At 39.6% G+C, this 22,540-nt stretch carries 18 protein-coding genes; 4 read left to right on the top strand and 14 right to left on the bottom strand.

Annotated features, from left to right (window positions below; genetic code table 11):
• Positions 1–136: 136 nt before the first annotated feature.
• The 8 genes from DEAC_RS16555 to DEAC_RS16520 form a co-directional block, all read right to left on the bottom strand.
• Positions 137–1,603 (bottom strand): hypothetical protein, encoded by a 1,467-nt coding sequence (locus DEAC_RS16555; RefSeq protein ID WP_047811186.1) that lies wholly within the window; start codon positions 1,601–1,603, stop codon positions 137–139.
• A complete protein-coding gene (locus DEAC_RS16550; RefSeq protein ID WP_047811185.1) occupies positions 1,596–2,990 on the bottom strand; it encodes a HAMP domain-containing sensor histidine kinase in 1,395 nt (464 codons plus the stop codon). Before DEAC_RS16550 ends, DEAC_RS16555 begins: the two co-directional genes overlap by 8 nt.
• A gap of 2 nt (positions 2,991–2,992) precedes the next feature.
• Positions 2,993–3,691, bottom strand: coding sequence for a winged helix-turn-helix domain-containing protein (locus DEAC_RS16545; protein ID WP_047811184.1), 699 nt, complete (start codon positions 3,689–3,691; stop codon positions 2,993–2,995).
• 308 nt (positions 3,692–3,999) lie between these two features.
• Positions 4,000–5,760: an adenine deaminase gene (gene ade / locus DEAC_RS16540; protein WP_047811183.1), complete on the bottom strand. Its 1,761-nt coding sequence runs from the start codon at positions 5,758–5,760 to the stop codon at positions 4,000–4,002.
• Between the two features lie 129 nt (positions 5,761–5,889).
• Complete coding sequence (locus DEAC_RS16535) at positions 5,890–6,822, bottom strand: ABC transporter permease (RefSeq protein ID WP_047811182.1); 933 nt, start codon at positions 6,820–6,822, stop codon at positions 5,890–5,892.
• A 4-nt stretch (positions 6,823–6,826) separates the two neighbouring features.
• Positions 6,827–7,900, bottom strand: a complete 1,074-nt coding sequence (locus tag DEAC_RS16530; RefSeq protein WP_047811181.1) for an ABC transporter permease — start codon at positions 7,898–7,900, stop codon at positions 6,827–6,829.
• Complete coding sequence (locus DEAC_RS16525) at positions 7,890–9,395, bottom strand: ABC transporter ATP-binding protein (protein ID WP_053006477.1); 1,506 nt, start codon at positions 9,393–9,395, stop codon at positions 7,890–7,892. Before DEAC_RS16525 ends, DEAC_RS16530 begins: the two co-directional genes overlap by 11 nt.
• Before the next feature lie 97 nt (positions 9,396–9,492).
• Positions 9,493–10,629: a BMP family ABC transporter substrate-binding protein gene (locus DEAC_RS16520; RefSeq protein ID WP_047811179.1), complete on the bottom strand. Its 1,137-nt coding sequence runs from the start codon at positions 10,627–10,629 to the stop codon at positions 9,493–9,495.
• A 691-nt stretch (positions 10,630–11,320) separates the two neighbouring features.
• Here DEAC_RS16520 and DEAC_RS16515 point away from each other — a divergent pair.
• Together DEAC_RS16515 and DEAC_RS16510 are read left to right on the top strand one after the other, a co-directional pair.
• Positions 11,321–12,427: a DUF362 domain-containing protein gene (locus DEAC_RS16515; protein ID WP_047811178.1), complete on the top strand. Its 1,107-nt coding sequence runs from the start codon at positions 11,321–11,323 to the stop codon at positions 12,425–12,427.
• Between the two features lie 18 nt (positions 12,428–12,445).
• Positions 12,446–12,838: a MerR family transcriptional regulator gene (locus tag DEAC_RS16510; RefSeq protein WP_047811177.1), complete on the top strand. Its 393-nt coding sequence runs from the start codon at positions 12,446–12,448 to the stop codon at positions 12,836–12,838.
• Between the two features lie 151 nt (positions 12,839–12,989).
• On the opposite strand, the gene DEAC_RS16505 is transcribed toward DEAC_RS16510, so the two are convergent.
• Both DEAC_RS16505 and DEAC_RS16500 read right to left on the bottom strand, forming a co-directional pair.
• Positions 12,990–13,592 carry a hypothetical protein gene (locus tag DEAC_RS16505; protein WP_047811176.1) on the bottom strand — a complete coding sequence of 201 codons (603 nt, stop codon included), beginning with the start codon at positions 13,590–13,592 and terminating at the stop codon, positions 12,990–12,992.
• 34 nt (positions 13,593–13,626) lie between these two features.
• Positions 13,627–15,159, bottom strand: coding sequence for a histidine kinase N-terminal 7TM domain-containing diguanylate cyclase (locus DEAC_RS16500; protein WP_047811175.1), 1,533 nt, complete (start codon positions 15,157–15,159; stop codon positions 13,627–13,629).
• A gap of 305 nt (positions 15,160–15,464) precedes the next feature.
• Here DEAC_RS16500 and DEAC_RS16495 point away from each other — a divergent pair, with 305 nt between their 5' ends.
• Positions 15,465–16,460, top strand: coding sequence for a G1 family glutamic endopeptidase (locus DEAC_RS16495; protein ID WP_047811174.1), 996 nt, complete (start codon positions 15,465–15,467; stop codon positions 16,458–16,460).
• A 120-nt stretch (positions 16,461–16,580) separates the two neighbouring features.
• On the opposite strand, the gene DEAC_RS16490 is transcribed toward DEAC_RS16495, so the two are convergent.
• Both DEAC_RS16490 and DEAC_RS16485 read right to left on the bottom strand, forming a co-directional pair.
• Positions 16,581–16,856 (bottom strand): hypothetical protein, encoded by a 276-nt coding sequence (locus DEAC_RS16490; protein ID WP_047811173.1) that lies wholly within the window; start codon positions 16,854–16,856, stop codon positions 16,581–16,583.
• A 190-nt stretch (positions 16,857–17,046) separates the two neighbouring features.
• The gene (locus DEAC_RS16485; protein ID WP_053006476.1) at positions 17,047–18,195 is read right to left on the bottom strand and encodes a two-component system sensor histidine kinase NtrB; all 1,149 of its coding nucleotides are present in this window, start codon (positions 18,193–18,195) and stop codon (positions 17,047–17,049) included.
• Between the two features lie 366 nt (positions 18,196–18,561).
• On the opposite strand from DEAC_RS16485, the gene DEAC_RS16480 reads away from it, so the two are divergent.
• Entirely contained in the window at positions 18,562–18,870 is a 309-nt protein-coding gene (locus DEAC_RS16480; RefSeq protein ID WP_047811172.1) for a ferritin family protein, read from the top strand.
• Between the two features lie 169 nt (positions 18,871–19,039).
• Here DEAC_RS16480 and DEAC_RS16475 read toward each other — a convergent pair whose 3' ends face one another.
• Both DEAC_RS16475 and DEAC_RS16470 read right to left on the bottom strand, forming a co-directional pair.
• On the bottom strand, positions 19,040–20,554 hold the full coding sequence (locus DEAC_RS16475; protein WP_047811171.1) for a methyl-accepting chemotaxis protein: 1,515 nt from the start codon (positions 20,552–20,554) through the stop codon (positions 19,040–19,042).
• A gap of 237 nt (positions 20,555–20,791) precedes the next feature.
• Complete coding sequence (locus tag DEAC_RS16470; protein WP_047811170.1) at positions 20,792–22,240, bottom strand: MFS transporter; 1,449 nt, start codon at positions 22,238–22,240, stop codon at positions 20,792–20,794.
• Between the last annotated feature and the right edge of the window lie 300 nt (positions 22,241–22,540).

Here is a 22,540-nt window from a genome sequence, read left to right as displayed (position 1 = left end):
TATGAGCCATCGTAATATAGCACAAACTATAACCTAAAATAGAAAATACAGAAGCTGTAAGAAAAAAATCAAAACTCATAGTGGTCAACCTTTCTATTATCATATTTAACAACTAGCAGTATTCTCTTTTGCTCCGTTACGGTGATGTTAGATCATACTTCTGAGCACCATTTGCCGCAAAAGCTTTCTCCCAATTATCAACATAAGATCCCGTAGCCCATTCAGCCATGACAACCGCCTCTCCTTCTTTCAAATTCAATTTCGTCAAAGGTTCGCTTCCTAACTGATCATTCGTAATTCCGTAAACATAGAGCTTGGCTTTAGTCTTAATTAAAGCGATATCTCGATTTGGTGAAGTAAATGCATCCATAGCATCTGGGACTCGGTCTTTGATATTTTGCCAGCTAAGACATAGCGTGTCATAAGAAACCATTTTGGCAGGAGGAATTAAATTCACATTATAATCCAGATAGCGGGGTGTATTCCCATCTTCATAGTTAATTCTTCCCTGAAGATACCAATGTCCATTTTTACGCAAAAGCCCAAAATTCTCCTCTCTGTCGTCATTATCCGTCGAGGAAATTCCCTTATTTCTTAACGATTGGATGGCTTGAGCCCTGGCATTGTTATAAACAACAGATCCGCTATTTTCCAGTAAGTCAGATATCTTAACTCCCTCTTGGGCTGAAATTTTATCCACAGGTAATACCTGCAATTGATCGACGCCATCAACTTTATTTTCGATAGCTACATAATCATTCCCAACATAATCAATAATTCTTTGATGTACCTTTCCAGGGATATCATGTTGAATAATTCCCATAGTTTTTGTTTCAATTCCGGAAATTTTAGTTGAAACGTCACGCGCTGATAATTCGTCCTCTTTTATAGACCCGGTCGACACATTATGGACCTGGAGAAACCAGAATCCACTACTCCGCGGAAAAAATATGTCTTTCTCCATTAACAGGGGATGGAGTTTTCCATTGCTTGCTGCTATCCAAAACGTCTGATAGGCATTACCATCATTTCCAGGAGTTTTTAGTCCCAGCAAAATACCTGACGTTGCAGGTTTGCCCTTTTGATTTTTATTTACGCCATCAAGATCGGCAGCAGTTAAGGAGCTATCTACTTGATCCGATACCCTTTTTAGCAGCAATACCTTGTTCTCGGCGAAGGCGATAAGCTTGGAATCATCGACCCTGATAAATTCACCCAAAAAGTTTTCAGAAGTTGATACGGTGGTTACTTCAATTACCGTATTATTCGGCACTAAACTACTTGAGAGCATCAAGTATTTCGTCATTAAATAATCTGTAGAATTGACCTTTTTTATTTTATAAGAAGGCTGGTTCCATACATAATTTCCGAGCATAGCTGCTCCCCGGGTAAACTGGGCAGTATTCCCAATCCATATCTGATCATCAGCTCCGCTGTGTCTGCTGCTGCTCAAGTCCTGAATCACAACCCATTTTCCTTCCAAAGGGCAGACATTACCGACAGGCGGAACAATTTTTCCCGCAGTAGTCCAGGAAAGTTTAGTACATCCGCCAAGCAGAAAAATAATAGCCACCATTATCAAAAGCCTGACAATCCTAGCCATCAAGAATCACCCCTTTGGGCAAGATGATAACAACATCAGTTCCTTGATCTAACACACTATTAATCTCTAATCTGCCGCCAATTAAATTGACAATCTCCTCGCATATTGATAAACCAATCCCATTTTTAGAACATGAGCTTTTCCCTTTATAAAATTTTTCTTTAACCATAGGTAATTCATCCGCCCTAATTCCACATCCATTATCAGAAATTATAATCATAATCACTTCTTCCTGAATCTTTGCCTGAAAGGTAATCGACCCACCAGGAGACGTGAAATTAAAGGCATTATCTAATATATTAATAAACAACTGTTTCAAGCGATCAGCATCTGACATGATTAGCGGCAAATTCCGGGGATATTGGAGGCTAAAATTAACATTTTCCCGGACTGCCCTGGGCGTTAATTGTTTGTGAATATATTCCATAAGATTTCCCAGGTTTATTTCTCCATTTTGGAGTTTAATTCTGCCGGATATAAACTTAGAGAAATCCAAAAGTTCTTCTACCATATGAGTTAAGCGTTCACTCTCTTTAGCAATGATGCCTAGCCCATCATTGAGCATATCTTTATGCTGAAATTGTTCATTTTGAAGCGTTATGGCCCAACCCATAATTGAGGTCAGCGGCGTACGAAGTTCATGGGACACCGAAGAAATAAAGTCGTTCTTAAGTTGTTCTTTTTTGACGATTTCATCAGCCATGTAGTTTAGTGTATCGGAAAGCTTGCCAATCTCATCTTGATGTGTTTTTTTACTGCGAGCTTGAAAGTTTCCGGCGGCCATCTCTTGAGCCGCTTCAGTCACTTCCTGCAAAGGGACAATTATTGTATTTGCCAGAAAGATACTGATTAATCCGACAATAACAACAACTACGACGCCAATGGCAATAAAAATAACAGCAGTATTTTGAATATCTTCATCGACTGCACTTAAAGAGCTGATAAAGCGCAGGGCACCAACGATCTGATCTTTGGCTTTTAAAGGATAGGCGACAGCCATAACTTTTTGCCCACTAAGAGTCCCAATCCATTTTCCCGTCTTGCCCATCAGGGCATCTTTTATATCGTTATAAGCAGCTTTCTCAGAAGGGATTGTTCCTTGTGAGTCCATGACAATATTTCCGTCCTTGTCAACAATCTCTACTTCTGCATTACTTTGATTCCAAAAAGCATCGACATTATACAGGACATTTTCTTTGAGCGAAGTATCTGAAAAATATTTGGCATATAAATCGGCTGAAATTTTTATCTGATTGGTAAGACTTCCTTCTAAACTGCCATAATAATTGCGACGAACTGTATAAATAAGAAGCAATTCCAAAATTGTGACTGTGATAATAATAACAATCATGAAATTAGCTGTAAGCCTCGCTCTTATACCTCTCATCCTTAAGACTCCTGCTGCCAACGATACCCTGAACCCCAAACTGTCCTGATATATTTAGGTTGAGAAGGATTATCTTCTATTTTCTCCCGCAAGCGCCTGATATGCACATCCAGTGTTTTAGTATCGCCAAAATAATCTTCTCCCCAGACAGCATTCAGCATCTCATTTCGTTTAAGTGCTCTTTCTGGGTTTTCCATAAATATTTTCAGCAAAGCAAATTCAGTCGGGGTCAACTCGATTTCCGTCTGCAGTTTGAAAAATTTGTTTGAAGTTATATCCAAACACAAATCTCCACAGCTGAGGATTTGTTTTGTCTCTCTAGGCCCCACACTTCGCCGCAGCACCGCCTTAATACGGGCAATTAATTCAAAGGGATTAAATGGTTTAACCATATAATCATCTGCGCCTAATTCCAAACCTAAGATTTTATCTGTATCCTGACCTTTAGCTGTCAGCATAATAACCAATGTTTCCGGCATGGATTGACGAATTTTTTGGCAGACTTCCAGACCACTAATACCGGGCAGCATGAGATCAAGCACGACAACGTCGGGAATAAACATCTTAAGTTTCGACAGAGCTTCTTCACCTGTAATTGCCTCTTCCACTTGATATCCCGCCGCAAATAAATTCAGAGTTATAAAGCGCCTGATTGATTCTTCATCTTCAACAACCAGTATTCTTGTTTTTTTCTCCTTCATCAGACCACTCCATCTCATCGAGTTTCTAAGGTTAAACCTGCCCCTTTATTGTAAACCAAGTTATACCGCCTAGGGTAATCATTTTAAACTTCTTCATTTCTTGAGCTTAACATGTCTTAATCGGGATATTTATACAATACACTTTTTTGTCCTTTTCTTTTTTACAAAGTTCTTAAAAAAGTTACAAAAAGATTAAGAAAGACAAAAAACGGGAATTCCCCTCGCTTTTTGTCTTTCTTTCAATTCAGGATCTTTAATTCAACCTAAACTTAAACCCGTTTCTTTAATCCTAGAGACCGCTGTTAAGATCATAGTTCTAGATCAATTAATTTGTGTGCGAGCACATCTATAAGCCCAAAATCTGTCAGGCCTAATTTAGGAACTGTTGGTAAGGAAATAAAGCATAAGGTCATAAACGGAGAAGGTAATGTACATCCTAATTGCCGAGCTGCCTTATTTACCTCTTCAAGCTCCCTGAGCACAACTTCGGCCGGTTTTTCACTCATTAAACCGCCAATTGGCAATTCCATCTTTCCAATAACCTCTCCATTATGAACAGCGGCCATCCCGCCTTGCAGCTTGTAAATCATGTTTACTGCACAGGTCATATCCTTATCATTTGTCCCCACACAGACGATATTATGATGGTCATGAGACATGGAGGTAGCTAAAGCTCCTTGCTTCAGCTGAAACCCCTTTACGAAGCCAATCCCAACCCCTCCTGTCTTACCATAGCGTTCAACAATGGCAAGCTTTAAAACATCTTTTTCAAGGTTATTTACAATTTGACCCTTAACGACAGATAATTCCTCGATATCCCATTCGTTAATAATTTGATCATTATAGATTCGAATCACATTTACCCGCGTGTTTGGCCCTTGTCTTTGGGCAGGTATGTGAAAGGAATCTTCAATAATAGGTTTTCGGAGTTTAACAGTCTCTTTGATCCACTCAGGATAACATCCCTGGTTGGTTTCCTTCACAAGCCGGCCGTTCTCAGCAACAATTTTTCCTTCATATATAACCTTGACAGGAGTAATATCCGACAATTCTTTGACGAGAAGTATATCCGCCAATCTCCCAGGGGTAATACTCCCGATCTCATCCTCTAAGCGGAAATGTCTTGCGGGATTCAAGGTTGCCATTTGGATAGCTTGCATTGGTCTCATTCCCAGTGAAATTGCTTTATTGACATTGTAGTTAATATGACCTTCGTTACGAATATCAATGACATGCTTATCATCGGTGCAGAATATTAAATGTTCAGAGCTCAATTCCTGCCTGATAACCCCGCGAATAAGTTCTTCAACATTACGTTCTGTGCTGCCTTCCCGAATCATCACCGTCATCCCTAACTGCACTCTCTCCAGAAGTTGTTGGAAAGTCACACATTCATGGTCATCAGACATGCCCGCACTGGCGTAGGCGTTGAGCTCCTGACCGGAACGACCAATAGCATGTCCGTTAACAATCTTCCGGCGGCCCAGGGCCGCAGCAATTTTTTGCAGATACTCATCTTGGATAAAAAGTACCTTCGAGGGATCAAGTTCGCCTAAACTAATACTTTCGCTCCAGTTTAACAATTCTTCGACTTCGCTCAGCCCTAAAACCCCTCCGGTCGTCTCTAAGCCCGGCGCTGTGGGGACACGGGAAGAAACCTGAATATAGGTTCGATAAGGAAGGCTCGCAATCGAATTTAATAAAGTTTTGACCCCTTCAATCCCCGCAACATTGGCTATCTCCATAAGATCAGCCATCAGGGTTGTCGTACCTTGTGGTACAAGAACTTCGGCCAGGGACTCCGGTGAGAGCAATGTAGTTTCAAAATGCATATGTCCGTCAATTAAACCCGGTATGGCATACATCCCCTGGCAATTGAGAGTTTCTTTGGCTGTTAAACTTGCTTGAGGATCAATAGATACAATCCGTTTTCCCTTAATATAGATATTCGTGGGATAAATCTGTGAGGAATAAACATTGACCAGATTAACATTATCCAGCTTCAGATCACAATCCTGAATTTTCAAACCCGCTTCAAGCACTGTTTTAATATCTTCGTAAGTTCGCATAGCTATCACCCCTAGTAAGAATACAAAGTAAGAGCCAACTTTTTTCGCGTTGGCTCCCTAAAATCAAATTCGTTATTCGCTATAGATAAGTACGAATTTGTATTCAATCATAAGACTCCCAGTTCCACACTAACGTTCCTCACGCGAGTAAGGAATTCCTAGAGCAGCCGGTGTCCCTGAACGCCTGGTTTTCGTTTCCCTCGTTGTGATTACCAAAACAATAAACGTAAAAATATAAGGAAGCATTTGCAAAAAATAAGACGGAATCATCACTCCTAAGGCCTGAAGATGTAAGCCCAGTGAAGCAATGACACCAAACAGCCAGGCTCCCAGCAAAGCGCGGGCAGGATCCCAGACGGCAAAAATAACAAGGGCTACGGCAATCCAGCCACGGCCTGCCGACATATTTTCAACCCAAGAAGGAGAATAAGCCAGGGATAGATAAGCTCCCCCGGCGCCTGCAAACATGCCGCCCCCTATGACCGCCGCATAGCGAACCAGAAAAATGTTATGTCCCAAGGCATCGACAGCCGACGGATTTTCCCCGGCTGCTCTAAGAAGAAGGCCTGCCTTTGTTTTATAAAAAACAAACCAAAGGACAATAACAAGTATCACGCTTAGGTAAACCATAAGATCCTGATTGAAGAGGATTTTGCCGATGATAGGAATTTGAGAGAGACCCGGAAGAGGAACGGTTTTAAATGTTGACGTTGGCGGAATTCCGACTAACGTACGACCTAAGTAAGCCGATAAGCCTGTACCAAAAATCGTCAAAGCCAAACCGCTCGCCACCTGATTGGCCCGAAAAGCAATGGTTATTACTGCATGAATTAGGGCCATAAGCCCGCCGGCAACGATAGCCACTAGTAAACCCAGCCATTTATTCTGGGAAAACGTTCCCACGTAAAAAGCACTTACTGCCCCCACGAGCATCATGCCTTCGACCCCCAGATTCAAAATGCCGGCACGCTCTGTGATAACTTCTCCAAGAGAAGCATATAAAATCGGAGTGCCTGCAACAACCCCGGAGGCAAGGATGGCGATTAAATAATTCAGATTCATACCATCATGCCTTCTTTCTTACCAAACGGTAATTATTAAACATTTCGCCTGCCAGTACGAAGAATAGAATCGAGCCTTGAAACATGGAAACCATGCTTGAAGGAAAACCGGAGGTCTGCAAACTATAGCCGCCTACAAGCAATCCGCCCATTAAAAAGGATACAAGGAGGATACTGATGGGGTTCAGACGGGCCAGCAGGGCAATGAGTATGGCGGTATAACCGTAGCCCGGAGAAATAGTCTGCTGTAAGCGGTGAAGAACACCTGATACCTCAGCCATCCCAGCAATTCCCGATATAGACCCGCTCAAAAACATAACCAATAAGACATTTTTAATATAGCTCATACCTGCATAATCAGCAGCTTTGCGGCTGGAACCGCTGACACGTATCTCATAACCCCATTTAGAATGCTTAAGAATAAAAAATAGAATAACTGCAATAATAAACATCAAAAAAAGCGCATAACTAATTCGAGTGTTCCCGAAAACCGGAATTGTTCCATTGTCTGAAAACGGCTTTGTCAGAGGAAAGTTATTTCCTTTTGGATCCTTCCAAGGGCCATATACAAGATAAGCAATCCAAAGGTAAGCCACATAGTTAAGTAAAAGAGAACTAATTGTTTCATTAACATTCCAAAAGGCCTTCGGCAGGGCCGGAATCAAAGCCCAAAGTCCCCCACAAATTAACCCTGCGAGTAACATCAGGGGCAGGAGTACCAGTTTAGGCAAACCGGAAAAGAAGAGAGCAAAATAGGTTGCCCCAAAAGCACCCATATAAAATTGGCCTTCTGCTCCGATATTCCATAATTGCATCCGGAAAGCCAGAGAAACCCCTAAGGAGCACAAGGCAAGAGGAATCATTTCCACGATCGTTTCACTTAAGCCGTAGATAGAACCTACAGAGGATTGCACGATCTCAGTGTAAAGTTCCAAAGGGTTTTTCCCGGTGAGCAGCACAAAGAGACCCGCAAAGATTAAACCCAGGATGATGGAAGTTACAGAGATGACAACCTTCTTTAACCCAGAGCTTGTATTTGTTTTCTTTATCTCCCAGCTTCCTAAAAGTTTACGCTTCATGAAGATCTACCTTTCTTTTGCCGGCCATCATCAGGCCTATTTCTTCACGCGATGTCTCGTTCGGCTTAACGACACCCATGATTTCTCCGCCGTGCATTACGATGATGCGGTCCGTCATGGAAAGGATGTCTTCCAAGTCTTCCGAGATAAGAAGTACAGTTATGCCCTTCTCACTCTCTCCAATAAGCAAACGTCTTACATAATCCGTAGCACCAATGTCCAGACCGCGCATGGGATAAACAGCAATAATTAATTTAGGATTGGACTCAATTTCCCGTGCCAAAAGAAGCTTCTGAATATTCCCTCCCGACATCATTTTTACGGGATTGGACATACTCGCCAGCCGAACATCAAATTTCTCAATCAATTGCTCAGAATCATGTTTGACTTTATCCCAGGAAATAAAGGGTCCAGGATACTTGCGGTAACTTTTAAGCGCAACATTTTCATAAGCGTTAAGCTCGGTTACAAGGCCGGTCGTCATACGATCCTCCGGTACATAGCTAATACCGAGGTTAATCCGCTTTTTACGCCCTGACTTTGTACAATCCTTGCCGCAGAAAGAAATAGCTCCTTGTTTAGCAGAACGCAGACCTGCCACCGTTTCTGCTAGTTCTTTCTGCCCGTTGCCGTCAACACCGGCTATGCCGAGAATTTCTCCTTTATATATATCCATTGAAATATTTTTCAATTTTAATAAACCATTGTCACCTAAGGCTGAAACATTTGCTAAAGTCATAAGTATATCTGTTTTGGCAGACAGCGTCTTCCCGGTTGTGGAAGAAATATTTCTGCCAACCATCATTTTGGCAAGCTCTTTTTCATTTGTTGTTTTCGTTTGAACAGTCCCAATAGATCTCCCGTCTCGGAGAACAGTGATAGAATTGGTGTTTTCCATAACTTCGTTCATCTTGTGAGAGATAATGACAATAGATTTACCGCTTACGGCCATTTTTTGCAGGGTAGTATAGAGCGCCTTGGCTTCTTGAGGTGTCAATACAGCCGTCGGCTCATCAAGAATTAAGAATTCAGCACCTAAAAGCAGTAATTTTATAATTTCCACCCTTTGCTGTTCACCGACCGAAAGCTGCCAGATTTTCGCTTTGGGATCGATAGAAAGTCCAAAGGCTTCCGATTGCCCAATAATTTGCCTTTCGATCTCTTTGAGGTTGTAAATTTGTTTCAGTTCTTTAATGCTGAGCATAATATTTTCAGCGACGGTAAAGGGCTGAACAAGTTTAAAATGCTGATGTACCATGCCTATACCCTTTTTAACAGCATCTTTGGGCGAAGAAAATTCAACCCTCTTGCCCTCAATAAATATTTCGCCCCCGTCGGGTCGATACAATCCAGTGAGCACGCTCATTAACGTACTCTTCCCCGCTCCATTTTCACCCAAGAGTGCATGAATTTCGCCTTTGTTAACAACTAATGAAACTTGATCATTAGCAAGGATACCCGGAAATTCTTTTGTGATTTTGCGCATTTCCACCATGGGCGTATTCCCCATCGATCTCACCCTTTCAACATTATCGCAAACCGGCGAGAAACTCGCCGGTTTGCGGATAACATCATTCTTCTGTTCTAGCCGGTTAAGATTTGGGAATTGATCCCACAACGCCTTTGACAAACCAGTTGATGGAAAGGAGCATCTCATCTGTGGCTTTATCACCGTCTTTAATCTTGAGGTTACCGTTTTGATCGTAAACCGGTCCTGTGAAAGGAACAAATTTACCATCGATAATATCTTGTCGTTTAGCATTAACAATTGCTTGGAAATCTTTATCGACTTTGGAGCTAAAGGGTGTAATATCAATAACACCGCCGTCTTTGATTCCGCCGAAATATTGGGTTGGTTTCCAGGTTTTATTCATAACTTCTTTGACTACTTGAACAAAGTACGGACCCCAATTGGAAACGTCACCGACGAGGATAGAATTAGGGGCAAACTTCGACATATCTGAATCGTGGCCAATGGCCAGCACACCTCTATCCTGAGCTGTTTGAGCAAAGGATGGCGAGTCTACGTGCATAGCAAGAACGTCAGCGCCGGCATCAATCAAACTATTGGCCGCTGTTTTTTCTGTTGCGGGATCGTTCCAGGAATTTGTCCAGACTACTTTAACTTGAACTTTAGGGTTTACCGATTGGGCGCCAAGAGTAAAGGCATCGATATTACGGATGACTTCAGGTGTACCAAACGGTGCCAGGAAGCCAAGAATATTGCTCTTTGTATATTTTCCGGCAACCATACCGGTCAGATAGCGGGCTTGATAGTCACGATTGAAATATGTGCCTAAATTGGCAGTTGTTTTATAACCACTGCAATGTTCGAAGACGACATTCGGGAATTTTTTGGATACATCTTTCATGTAATCCATGTAGCCATAGCTGGTACCGAAAATAATATTGTAACCCTTTTGAGCAAGATCTGTGAAAGTACGTTCACAGTCAGCAGTTTCCGGAATGTTTTCAACATAGGTTGTCTCAACATTCTTCATATGTGACTCCAGGTATTTTCGGCCTTGATCCTGAGCATAAGTATAACCGAAATCGCCCACAGGTCCGACATAAACAAAGGCAACTTTAATTTTTTGACCTGCAGACTGACTGCTGCCTTGATCCGAAGTCGCTGCCGGCTTACTGCTTTGCGAGCAGCCACTAAGCAGCAGGGTCAAGATCATGACAAAGACTAACGTAGAAATACTGATTTTCTTAGATAATTTCATGCTCTTTCCTCCACTAATTATTCTTAAATTACGTTATCAAAATTAATGTCTTTGCATCCCCTCTTCCTGACTTGACAGTCTATATTCACAAAAATACAGCTGCATTGCCCTCTTGCTTCCCGATTTTCGTGAATAGTTTAGACATATCCCTGGACCTGTTTAAATGCTGTATCTAAAAGTGCCATGGCAATGCAACCATATTTATACTGCCAAAACCGACTGTGAATGTGCTAACCTTGTGAAGATTATAGTAAATCCTAAAAAAAATTCGCCAAAAACATACCAATATTTAAGAAATTAATTATGTAAAATTGACCTCTATTTCTTTTGTTTTCCAGATAAACAAAAAAGAGAAGTTATATATCCCAGAAAATACCAGGAATTATAGCTTCTTTGCTACCTAATCTAATACAGCTGCCTAATCTAATACATTAAAGACTAGCTACGAACTAAATTATAATAGGTTTTTCTCCATAGTTCAAGTAGTCTAACCCTACTTGCTTCTCTATTATAGCTTATATTAATTAATTAATTAATTTAGTTGTTAATAAAGAGAGACTGGGAAGTGCATCTAACCATTTAAGATAAAAATTTATAAAAATACCCCTTGTAAACAAAAACGACTTGACTTAGAGTAGACTCTAAGGTTTATTCTAAGGTATGAATAATGTTTATACTGGGGGAGTTATAGATGGAAAAGTCAAAAGTTTATTTTACAAACTTACACACAACAATAAATGAAAACTTACAGCAAAAATTAAACCGTTTAATTAAAACTGCCGGAATGCAGCAAATTGATTTTGACAAAAAATTTACAGCCATAAAAATTCATTTTGGTGAGCCAGGAAATTTGGCCTATTTACGTCCTAATTTCGCCAAAACAGTTGTAGATATTGTCAAAGAACTAGGCGGAAAGCCATTTCTCACAGATTGTAACACCTTGTATGTAGGGGGACGAAAAGACGCACTTGAACATTTGGAATCTGCTTATGTCAACGGCTTTTCTCCTTTTTCTACAGGTTGTCACCTTCTCATTGGTGATGGGCTGAAAGGGACTGATGAAGTTTTAGTTCCTGTTAAGGGCGGCGAATATGTTAAAGAAGCGAAAATTGGTCATGCTATTATGGATGCCGATATCATAATTTCTTTAAATCATTTTAAAGGCCATGAACTTACAGGTTTTGGCGGCGCCTTAAAAAATATTGGTATGGGATGCGGTTCATGGGCAGGTAAAATGGAGATGCACAGTAATGGTAAACCCCATGTTTCGCAAGAACAATGCATTGGCTGCGGGATGTGTATAAAAATTTGTGCTCATAGCGCTAATAGTGTTACTGATCATAAAGCGTCTATCGATCATAACAAGTGTGTTGGCTGTGGTCGTTGTATTGGAGTTTGCCCAACTGGAGCAATTGTAGCAGCTTGGGATGAATCTAATGACATCTTGAATAAGAAAATGGCGGAATATACATGGGCTGTTCTCCATGACCGCCCACATTTCCACATTAGCTTAGTTATCGATGTTTCTCCTTTCTGCGACTGTCATGCCGAAAACGATATCCCGATTGTTCCCAATGTAGGGATGTTTGCCTCCTTTGATCCTATTGCTCTCGATGTTGCTTGCGCTGACGCAGTCAACCGCCAGCCGGTCATGAGTGGAAGTCTGCTCGAAAAAAGCGACCACAATCATAGTGATCATTTTACCGCCGTAAATCCAAGCACCGACTGGAAAGTAGGCATAGACCATGCAGTAAAACTAGGGCTGGGCAGCAAGGCGTATGAATTGATTACACTTTAATTAGAGGAGTCGTATTTGATGGGATATACGATTAGCCAAGTTGCTAAAAAATTTGATCTTACTGCACACACCATTCGCTACTATGACAAAGAAGGTCTTCTGCCCTTTGTCGACCGGAGCAAAACAGGAAATAGGGAATTTTCAGATGATGATCTTGATTGGATAAAACTCATTTGTTGTTTGAAAAACACCGGAATGCCCATTAGGCAAATTAAACAATACATTGAATGGTGCCTTTTAGGGGATGAGACCCTCGAAATTCGCCGGCAAATGTTTATTGACCATCGAAAAGAAGTCCTCAGACAGATGGAGGACTTAAAAGAAAACCTTAAAATGATTGATCATAAACTTAAATGTTACGATAAAAGCTGCAACATTTCACCCAACACCAAACAATTGCACTCGTTGTAAGGCAAATCAGTAATTTGCAGCTTCTAAAACGAAAAGCTTCCTTACTGCTATGATGTATTGAGCAGTCGGGAAGCTTTTTTGATAATTTCGTCCAATGAGGTAAGCACAAGAAGTGGGGGTCTTAAAAACCGGATAAAGGCTACGTCTAACACTATTTGTTAAAATCAGTCAACTGAACTGAAGTGGTATATTGACCTACCTGATTACCTTGTGTGACATAATCAAGTTCCAGATTGAACGTCTGGTTTTTTTCAAACTTAAACGTATCGCGCCCATTTTCATTATTGAGTTCAGAAACATACAAATCGAAATCTGTCAAACCATCTACCCTGTACCCATTATCATTCTGAGGCAAGATTTGATTACCAAGGCTATCAAAAACAGCCATCTTATATCCATCTATTAGGAGATTTTTATTATATATCCATCCCCATTTGAAGGAATTGCCAAATTCAGAATACCGAATCCAGATAGATTTTACAGCTGACGATTGGTTAAAGGGAACAGTCAGATGGAAATGTCCGTCCGGTTGTCCGTCAGCCTTTAAATCATTCGGACTTACTTGATCTTTGTCTAGGCCTATCCACTGAAGAGAGACCGTCGTTAAGGGCGTTGGATCGGCAGGCGCATCTTGCCCCTGTGAGGTTTGACTTTCTGTAGGCATTGTTGAAGCTGTTGTTTTTACTTTAGCGGCACCACATCCCATTAGTGCAAAAATTATCACCATTAAAGCAATGGTTTTCAGGATCTTCATTGGGTTTACCTCTCTAACATTTTGGATTAACAGGTTAAAGTTCAAGACAGCGGAAACAATTTCGGCCTTCCGATTTAGCTTGATATAAAGCTTGATCCGCTTTCTTTAAAAAGATATCTAAGGATTGATTGTAAAGAAAATTAGTTCCCGTTACTCCTAGACTTGCCGTAATTTTAATGTGTTTATTTTCGTAACTTACTATTGTATTTTCAATATTTTTTAAGATCCTGCCGGCAATGATGTTACATTCGCCAAGGTTCGTTTCCGGAAAAAGAATAACAAATTCCTCGCCCCCAAACCGTCCGAAAATGTCGATGGAACGAATGGAGTTTCTGCAGCATTTTACAACTTCAATTAATACCAAATCTCCGGCCTGATGCCCATGTGTATCGTTGATTTGTTTAAAATAATCAAGGTCTATAATGATTAACGATAGAGCATGATTATACCGCTTTGCCTTAACGATTTCACGGGAACTAAGTTCAACAAAATACCTTCTATTATACACACCGGTTAGGGCATCCCTGGAAGCTAAATGATTTAGCTCCTGCATCATATTCACATACTTTGTGATATCGGTCAGAGTTACAAGATAACCAACTTGTCTATGATTTACCTCCAATATTCTAACGGTATTTACCCGATAATTACCTTTCGGATCCTCTAAGTCACACTGAGATTCTGCTTCGTTAAGGATTGAATAGACAAGTCCCTTATACCTTCCAAGAACGACTTGCACATCTTTACCTATTACATTCTCTCTCAAATCATTACAGATGACAACTGCGGAAGGATTGAAATCAATAATATTGTAGTTTGTGTCAAGGACAATAATCCCATCATTTGTTAACTCAAAAGCCTTATCTCTTGCTAAAGGTTTAATATTAAGAAAATGATAACGCAAAAAAGCAATAAAAAACAGGATAACTGAAGAAGTAACTGCAAAAGGGCCATAATCTATATCCAAAGGTGAAAGATTTAATAAATCAAGAACGACTGTAACCCACGGAAGTAATGATGCAATCAGCAAAATTGCACCCTGCCGGCGAATAGGGCCAATTGATTTTTTATAAACAGCGTAATACACATAATTGGCGACAATAAAACAGGAAGTTACAAAAAGGGCGTGAACCCAGTACCAAGGACCTTTTTCAATATAGAGTACGGGAAAATAGTAGTTAGAAGTTACTTTGACGCTAAGATAATAGAAATGATTAAGGCTGTTGGTAACGCGAAAAATAAACGTCATGAAAGGAATCATAAAAATACAGAGCTTTTCAATAAGTCCGATGTGTTTGTTATTATATTCAAAAGTAAAAACAAGCCAAAGGGCCGGTAAGAATGGTAAACCAATGTATTCAACAAAATTCCAAAAGCGCATCCTAACCAAGGTATCACTGTACAGTTCCATGGCATATCCAAGGGAATAGAACGTAATGCTTAAGCTAAAAACAGCAAAGTAATTAGTGGCGGGATCACGTTTCCTAAATGAATATATTGCGACCAATAACGTAAAAATGCCAGACGCTAGTAAGAATCCACATAACATGATTCGAAGAATTACCATAACATTTGTCCCCTGCCTAAATTTCACATCACCGACCCGCTTATTAAGACATTATAATTCTACATTAATTTACAGATTAAGCAAACTTTAAAATTTAAACAAAATTTTATAGGTGAACCCGTTTACTCCTATTTTGCGCGGGCCGAAGATTTACAACACAATGTGAACATTGTCTTAAGAAAATGTGAACTGTCATTTGCCTTGAAGGATTCTATTCATTAATAGAGAATACTACCAACAGATTTCTTCACCTTGTATTTACATTGATGCTTCTTTGAGTCAAACTGGAGAGGAGGAGATACCATTTGAAAATTAAGTCGATTAAAATTAAAAGTCAAATTCTTGCTCTAGCTGTCATGGTTGGATTGGGGGCCTGCTCACTTACTAATGGCGTTCCAATTCCCACTGCAACAAATCAGAAGCTGGCGTCTGCTTTCGAGATGTCTAGAAATTTCCAACACAAACGTATGCCAATGCCTTACTTTCAAGAACCACAAAGCGACAATATCACAACTACCCTTCCAGAAAATACCCAAGGATCTGAAAATTGGGCAGGATACATTAATACCCCCAATACCGGAGAGAGCTATAAAAGTGTTTCCGGAAGCTGGACAGTTCCTAGTATCAGTGCAAATCAACCAGATGCAGTAGCAGCTCAGTGGATTGGTTTAGGAGGTGTATCCTCTTCAGATCTCTTGCAAATGGGGACGATTGAAGAAATTGAAAACGGTCAGCCCGTTGCTAAGGTGTTTTGGGAGGAACTGCCCTCTACCGCCCAAAATATCATGACTGTCCCAATTGGCGCCACCATTAGTGCAAGCATAGCCCCCTCCACAGACTCGAGCTCAACATGGACGTTAACTTTCACCATTAACGGTAATACACCGAGCCAAACAATTCCTCCTGTAACATTAAGCTCAGATTATGCACAGGAAATTGGAACTTCGGCTGAGTGGATTAGTGAAGATCCTTCCAATCAGAATGGACAATTATATCCTTTAGCAAATATGGGATCGGTCACCTACCATTCTGCAATGGTAAATGGACAGTCCTTAAAATCCATTGGCAATGTACAGCCTGTTGCCCTCGTTTCACAAAACGGTAATGTGTTAATTGCTCCGTCAGAACTTGGTTCTGATGGCGAATCTTTCTCGACCAATGTTGTAAACTCGGCTACAAGTACTGGAACTGGCCAAGGATATCGTCGAAATCGAAGTCAGAGATTTCCTTCCAGTTGGATTCACATCTCAATCACCCAGGGATCACAAGATGACGGATTTGTCTGGACTTGGGAATTTTAGGCCCTATTAATAACCTGTAACAGACGCACAATTATAACCAGGCATAAATTCATGCCTGGTTTTTACATTAGTTTTATCATAAAATTCTCTAAAGACTTTACCAGCTAATGGTTTAATAATTCATACGTCCTTAACGGATTCGCTGACAAGAAGTCTTAGTTTATATATACTGCTATTTGTATAAATTTCCAAGTGATCCGAAGTTCTTTTAATACTTTTTATTCGGCTGAGACTAGTAACATTACATTCACCATCTTCAAAAAATATGAGTTTGCCTTTCGCCCCGACTTCAATATCCCGAAGCCAAACCTTTCTGCCCCATCTATATCGAGACGATGGCACTTCAGGTAAGAGAAGATCAAAAACACCTTCAATTATTGCAACATCTTCGTTCATTCGCCTACCTCCTACTAGTCAGGATATGCCAAGGCAAACTAACTTTTTATAGTTTAGATAATATGTTAATACTATGTCCATTCTTAACCATCTTTGCTATAATCATTCTACGCTTTTCCTTTATATTCCTTCTAACAATCAAAGAATATTCACCATCTTTCATTACAGCTGCAATATCTCCCTAAGAAGATCACAAACTAAAGGAAACTCTTACTGTCGTTCCCAGGTTGCCTGTCTGAAAATTAATAGTGCCCTTATGCCGAGATACGATGTTTTTACAAATAACTAATCCTAAACCAATTCCCCTTTCCTTCGTGGTCAAGAACGGAGTCCCTAGCTGATTTAAAATTTCCGGAATTATGCCGGAGCCGTTATCCTGAATTTGCAAAACTAATGATTTATTTGAGGATGTTGTAGTTATTGTAACCATCCCCCCTTTTGTTATCGAGTCTAAGGCGTTATCAACTAGATTCCTAATCAATTCTTTAATTTCATGTTCATCTAAAAAAATATTCGGAATTTCCTCTAGATAACATTTAATTGTTTTATTTTGCTCCTTAACCGTGGCTTGAATTGACGGTATCATCGTTCCTAATAGTTGATTAAGGTTTTTAAGTTCTAAATTTAGAACCTTTTCATTTGAGGCGAGAATTAGTTGGCTCAGAATGTAGTCAGCGCGGTTAAGTTCCTGAAGCATTAGAGCACAATGTTCAGCGAACTTATCTTGAGTTAGCTTTTGACAAATTGCTAGCTGGAGAAATCCATGAACGCCCGTGATTGAATTTCTAATTTCATGGGCTAAACCTGATGCAATCTTGCCAAGTATTGTTAAGTCTTCTCTGTTAAGAGAATTCATCTCTAAACACTTAAGTTCTGAAATATTTCGAATAATACTGACCAAAAGTTTTTCAAATTTGATCATAATTTGATGAGAGTTTACTTCAACCGAAAAGCATTCTCCATTTCTTCTGACATGATAGGTTTGAAAAGTTATCCCTTTTTCAATTGCTTCTTGCAGCTGAACATTAACAAACCCCTTCGTCTCCTCTGCTCTAAGGTCGTGAACTCTCATGGAGCATAACTCTTTGTGAGTATAGCCATATGCTTCTAAGGCAGCCCTATTAGCTTCAAGAATTTGTCCTTCTAAATTAATGATTAATAAGCTGTCATGAAAATGGTCAAAGAGCTTGCGATAGTTTTTAAGCGAATGATTATATTGTTCACTATCATTTTTATCGATAAAACCATGGGATTTAAAAAGGAACTTTGATTTAATCATATTGTTTTCCGGATAAATATACGATGAGCAATCGACAAGTTTATTTTGATTTTCCATCATTAAAATCATTCCTTTCTAAACTATAAACTTATCGAAATTTTTTCTAATCTAAGCTAAGAAACTCAGCACCCTCCCTTTTAGGCAGAAATTTGTCGAGGTTATGGAATAACTCTTAATTACAATTAATAACTATAAAAAGGTACTTCTTCAAGACAACCCTATTTTCCTCTTCCGGGCGGAAAATTTTTATAATTCTTACTTTTGGAATCACTTTTTCTTTTTTAAACTTAGCAACAACCGCTTGTATTCTGCATAAAACTTTTCCTATCTTTAAATAAAAGGAAATTGTTTTTATGTGTCGAATTCAGAATTATGTTAATTTTGGGTTTCTTATATTACTAAAGAGAAATAGAGGAGGACTACATTATGCCTGATTTTGGAAATCCGTTTTCCGGCCTTGCAAAAAAAAGCAAACTATCTGAACAAGAATTAATTAGAGCCATTCGCTTCATGATTTCTGCAGAATATGAAGCTATCCAGCTATACATGCAGCTGGCTGAATCCATAGATAATCAATTGGCCATCGACGTCTTAACGGATATTGCTGATGAGGAAAGAGTCCATGCCGGCGAATTTATAAGACTTCTAAAAGAATTGGCTCCAGATGAAGAAAAATTTTATGCACAAGGAGCTCAAGAAGTTGAGGAAGAGATAAAAAAACTCACCAAAAAATAACTCCTCCTGACCAACAACAAATAGCAGTGAGCACACGTCTCACTGCTATTTGTTGTTTTCTGGTAATTACCGTCCATAAGAGTAAATTTGTCCCTTGAGAAATGCGGTAAGGCTCACAAAGATTGATCCTTGAACAACCGCCTTTAATTCGCTATGCGCATCCTTTGGCTTAACAGGCAGCACACTCAGAACAAGTTTCCTCTATTTTTCCTCCAAACAACTTTACACCTTGTTTAGTTAGTTCTTCAACTTTCTCTATAATTGTATCCAGATGTCTAAAAATCTCGTCCGAAAGAACTTCAGCCTGTCGATACAATTCCTGAGCCGAAGACTGCTGTTCTTTATTAACAACGTCAATCACACGTTCACCAAGTTTATGAAATTCATCATGAACAGCATCAATCGCTTCCCACTCATCTTTAACAGCGGGATGGGTTACATTCATTGATCGATAGAAATGACCAAAAGCACACTTAGCTGAATTCGTTTGCAAAGGGTAAACGACCATTTCCTCAACAATACGCTTCAAATTTTTCAGCCATGCATCGTGAGCAATTTTCGCTTTTTGCAGGTTGTCCAAAAACTCATCATTCGTTATAGCATTTACTGTTCCATGCAAAGAACTCATCTGCTTTTTCACAATTTGTGAAAGCTGCTCGTCAATATGAGCAATTTTCTTTGCATAATCTGCGCTTATCATAGCATCTTGGTGAATTACTTGGGTCATTTGGGTAAGCTTTTCTGCTTCTCTACTCGAAACATCCATAGCCTGATTAATTTCCTGCGTTGAAGTTCGAATTCCATCCATGGCCTGAGTTATTAGCTGAACATCTGTGATCGTAGTTTGCAGCATACTAACATCTTGTTCCATAGTACTGGTGATCACTTCAATTTTATGACTCATCTTTTCTGTTAAAGAAATTGTATTATCCATACTTTGTTTGCCCTCTTGAGCTGCTTTCTGGATGCTTTGCATAAAATTCTTCATGCCTTCCAGACTCTTCTTGGTATTGTCGGCAAGTTTTCGTATTTCTTCCGCAACGACTGCAAATCCTCTTCCGTTTTCGCCTGCCCTAGCCGCTTCTATCGAAGCATTTAAAGCCAGTAAATTAGTCTGTTCTGCGATCTCTCCCACTCCATACACAATTTCGTTTACCTTATTGGCCATATCAACTAATTGATCAACCTTTTCGCTCATAATACCAGCATCAACCATAACCTCTTCTTTTAACTGGTTAACCTCTTTTAATTCCTGAAGACTGTTTTGATTACCATTTACTAACTGTACCGATGCTTCAGATAGTTGAGAAAGAGTTTCGGAAGTGTTTTGCACTGTATTATTAACTTCCGACATTCCGGCATTAGTTTCCTCAACAACCGCTAAATTCGATTCACTGAGGACAGACATTTCCTTAGCAAAATCAATCAATTTACTTGAAATATGCGTCATATCAACATCAAAGCTGCTTAAAGATGCGGTAATTGATAAAAGCTCTTTTGTTGAAGCCCCCATTTGTTTTTCATTATCAAAAAGACGCCGAAAATAGTTTAAAAATGATATATGAATTGGATATTCAACCTTTGGTTCCTCCACTTTCAAGCCATTTAACGTTTTTCCCACGTATTTGAGGATATAGTCTGCTTCATAACAAGGTTTTTTGGAGAAAATAGGCAAATGAAACATCTCCCTTTCAATAATTTACTAAATCTGATTAATTCTTTATTTGCATTAATTTTTTAGAATACTCCTTTTCGATTCTACGTAATTCCATGGATTTCCTCTAATATCTGAAAATTTTTTACATAAAAATAACATAACCGGAACGTTTGTGCACGTTCCGGCATTTTAAATCATTGATTGCTCAGCAAATTTTGTAACTTATGAAAATAATGCCAAGAAAAAAATCTAAGACAGTTAGTATTAAGAACGTTGAACTTTATGAAGATCACCTGATACATAACCCTTACGACTCATCGAAAGAAACGCTGCAAGGAGTGCAACAACGCCTCCAATAATCATTACCGTATGATAAGCTGAGAGGGATGCGCTTACTTGTTGGGCAAGCGTTGGTTTTGTTAACCCAGTCAATATTCTATTTTGGCGTGCGTCATAGACTGAAACGGCCAGTGTTGTGCCTACTACCATGCCAACATTACGTACTAGGGCATTTAACCCTCCGGCTGTACCAAGCATATGCCTGGGAACAGCACCCATTACACTGCTGTTATTGGGCGATTGAAACATTCCCGAACCAAGACCCATGAGAATTGTCCCGATCATAATGTACCAAATAGGAGACTGGATATTTAATGTCGCCAGAAAAAACAGGCCCATAGCAATAATTACAAGACCACCGGTTGTTAAAAAAACCGGTCCGATTTTATCCGATAGATATCCGCTTGTTGGAGCAATGATTGCCATTACGACTGGAAAAGTTGCCATCAAAAGTCCAATTTTTTCCGGAGACCAATTGAAAGAGTGCTGGAGAACAAAAGGCATTAACATAGTATTGCAAAACGAAGCCACAAACGACAAGAAACCCGAGATATTGCCAATGGCAAATGGCTTTATTTTATATAGTGATAGATTTATCATTGGCGCTTTAACTTTTTGTTCGATAATAAAAAATGAGATTAGAAGAATGAGGCCGGCTGCAATTCCCAAAAGGATGGGAGCTGAAGACCAACCATAGTCTTCACCATTATTGATTGCAAAAAGGAGAGCAACCATCCCAATCGAAAAGAGGAAAGCGCCATAAAAATCGAAAGGTTCACGCTCTTCAGTTGGTTTATCATCTGGCAGAATGATCTGGGAAGCAATAAAACCAATAATGCCGATAGGAACATTAATGTAGAAAATATATTCCCATCCCACTAAACCTACTATTAATCCCCCCAAGGCCGGACCGGTTAAAGAGCCGAGGGCAACAGTAGTTCCCGTTAATCCGAGTGCTCGTCCGCGTTCATGAGGTGAAAATGCGGCGACAGTAATGGCTTGGGAGTTTGCCATCAGCATTGATGCGCCAAGGGCTTGAAAGACGCGAAAACCGATTAACATAAAAACGTTGGTTGATAGGCCACAAAGTGCTGAACCTACAGTAAAGAGAATAAAACCAATTGAAAAAATGCGTTTTCGGCCTAATATGTCTGCCAATCTTCCAAATATTGGCAAGAGGCTTGATATGGTTAATAAATACCCTGTAACAACCCATTGTAATGTTTCAAGGTCTGTTTTAAAGGCAGTTGAAATTGTAGGTAAAGCAACATTTACAATACTTGAATCAAGCGTAGACATAAATGTACCAACTGATACCGTCAGGAGGATAAACCAGCGAATATTCGGATGTTCTCTTATACTTGCTTCTGCCATGCTAAAACCTCTTTCTTACTTCATTTAAAATTAGATTACCCCAATTACTTTGGTTCTATTTTTTTGTTCCATTTCAGAAGGTTAAAGGATTCCATCCCTACCGAATCTATTGAAAGCAATACCTCCATTTCGGAAAATTATTCATTCTTTATGTATTTACTATAGTTATAATACACTAAAAAGGTATGTTTACAAAATCATACCTTTTTAGTGCGGATAAAGTCTCCTCATGTGAATTGTATATAATATTTTTTACCTCCCGCAAAAATCAGAAAGAGAAGTACCTCTCCTCCTTATACT

The organism is Desulfosporosinus acididurans, assembly GCF_001029285.1.
In the GTDB taxonomy this organism is placed as follows: domain Bacteria; phylum Bacillota; class Desulfitobacteriia; order Desulfitobacteriales; family Desulfitobacteriaceae; genus Desulfosporosinus; species Desulfosporosinus acididurans.
This window is presented reverse-complemented; position numbering and strand designations above follow the sequence as displayed.

What these genes read in the sequence shown, in the direction of transcription:
- DEAC_RS16555 (WP_047811186.1), bottom strand. Translation starts at nt 1,603, where the DNA reads ATGGCTAGGATTGTCAGGCTTTTGATAATGGTGGCTATTATTTTTCTG.
- DEAC_RS16550 (WP_047811185.1), bottom strand. Translation starts at nt 2,990, where the DNA reads ATGAGAGGTATAAGAGCGAGGCTTACAGCTAATTTCATGATTGTTATT.
- DEAC_RS16545 (WP_047811184.1), bottom strand. Translation starts at nt 3,691, where the DNA reads ATGAAGGAGAAAAAAACAAGAATACTGGTTGTTGAAGATGAAGAATCA.
- ade (WP_047811183.1), bottom strand. Translation starts at nt 5,760, where the DNA reads ATGCGAACTTACGAAGATATTAAAACAGTGCTTGAAGCGGGTTTGAAA.
- DEAC_RS16535 (WP_047811182.1), bottom strand. Translation starts at nt 6,822, where the DNA reads ATGAATCTGAATTATTTAATCGCCATCCTTGCCTCCGGGGTTGTTGCA.
- DEAC_RS16530 (WP_047811181.1), bottom strand. Translation starts at nt 7,900, where the DNA reads ATGAAGCGTAAACTTTTAGGAAGCTGGGAGATAAAGAAAACAAATACA.
- DEAC_RS16525 (WP_053006477.1), bottom strand. Translation starts at nt 9,395, where the DNA reads ATGGTGGAAATGCGCAAAATCACAAAAGAATTTCCGGGTATCCTTGCT.
- DEAC_RS16520 (WP_047811179.1), bottom strand. Translation starts at nt 10,629, where the DNA reads ATGAAATTATCTAAGAAAATCAGTATTTCTACGTTAGTCTTTGTCATG.
- DEAC_RS16515 (WP_047811178.1), top strand. Translation starts at nt 11,321, where the DNA reads ATGGAAAAGTCAAAAGTTTATTTTACAAACTTACACACAACAATAAAT.
- DEAC_RS16510 (WP_047811177.1), top strand. Translation starts at nt 12,446, where the DNA reads ATGGGATATACGATTAGCCAAGTTGCTAAAAAATTTGATCTTACTGCA.
- DEAC_RS16505 (WP_047811176.1), bottom strand. Translation starts at nt 13,592, where the DNA reads ATGAAGATCCTGAAAACCATTGCTTTAATGGTGATAATTTTTGCACTA.
- DEAC_RS16500 (WP_047811175.1), bottom strand. Translation starts at nt 15,159, where the DNA reads ATGGTAATTCTTCGAATCATGTTATGTGGATTCTTACTAGCGTCTGGC.
- DEAC_RS16490 (WP_047811173.1), bottom strand. Translation starts at nt 16,856, where the DNA reads ATGAACGAAGATGTTGCAATAATTGAAGGTGTTTTTGATCTTCTCTTA.
- DEAC_RS16485 (WP_053006476.1), bottom strand. Translation starts at nt 18,195, where the DNA reads ATGATGGAAAATCAAAATAAACTTGTCGATTGCTCATCGTATATTTAT.
- DEAC_RS16480 (WP_047811172.1), top strand. Translation starts at nt 18,562, where the DNA reads ATGCCTGATTTTGGAAATCCGTTTTCCGGCCTTGCAAAAAAAAGCAAA.
- DEAC_RS16475 (WP_047811171.1), bottom strand. Translation starts at nt 20,554, where the DNA reads ATGTTTCATTTGCCTATTTTCTCCAAAAAACCTTGTTATGAAGCAGAC.
- DEAC_RS16470 (WP_047811170.1), bottom strand. Translation starts at nt 22,240, where the DNA reads ATGGCAGAAGCAAGTATAAGAGAACATCCGAATATTCGCTGGTTTATC.